The sequence below is a fragment of the Oleiphilus sp. HI0066 genome, assembly GCF_001635725.1.
The window spans coordinates 1-889 of record NZ_LWFH01001246.1 but is presented as its reverse complement, the minus strand read 5'-3'; the positions used below and the strand labels follow the sequence as shown (position 1 = coordinate 889).

At 43.5% G+C, this 889-nt stretch carries 1 protein-coding gene; it reads left to right on the top strand.

The genetic code is table 11. From position 1 onward, the window contains the following. A partial coding sequence (locus tag A3738_RS17965) for a DUF3418 domain-containing protein (RefSeq protein ID WP_156504322.1) occupies positions 1-889 on the top strand: 889 nt, incomplete at both ends.

Genomic DNA, 889 nt, shown 5'->3' with positions numbered 1-889 from the left:
ATTAGTGGAGGGTGAATATCGTGGGCGTGTAAAGGCGATCAAACTCAATCACGCTGCCTTGCAAGAGCTAGAAAAAATAGAAGATCGTACGCGAAGAAAGGACGTTGTCATTGATGATGAGGCGCTATATAGCTTGTACGATGGCCTACTGCCAAAACATGTTGTGAGCGATGCTGCGCTCGAAAAATGGTATCGCCAAGCAAGCGAGAATGACAAGCTCCGTCTTGTCTTTAGTGAAGAGCAACTTAAACTAGATAATGCCGCGAGCTTTGATGCTGGGATGTTTCCAGACACCCTAGAAAACAATGGTATCAAGTTTCCTTTAACATACTCCTTTAAACCAGGAGCTGCGGAGGATGGGATCAGTATTAACGTTCCAGCGCGCGCAGCAAGGCAGGTTACGGCCGCGCGCCTTGAGAAGTTAGTCCCTGGTTTACTTAAAGAAAAATGCACGCAGTTGATCAAGAATTTACCTCGAACACTGCGTAAACACTTTGTACCTGTTCCGGATACAGTTAATAAAATCTTTGAAAAAGTCGAATCCAGTACTGATCCCTTATTAGAAAGCTTGGCTGCGCAGCTAAAGTATCTAACAGGCGTTAATGTGCCTATTGAAGCGTGGAATGTTGATTTGCTCGATGATCATTTACGTTTGAATATCCGAGTGCTTGATGACAATGGAAAGTTAATTACTCAAGGAAGGGATCTCGTTAAAGTTGTAGAGAAAGCTGATGAGTACTTAAAGGATAAGCCAGATGCAGACGCTCAGGATTCAGTGCGCAATGAACAAGAGGTATTAGCGTGGGATTTCGATCTGCCAGAGTCTATTGAAGTTTCCCAAGCTGGTATCAGACTGAATGTATATCCTTGCTTGATCGATAAGAAAAAA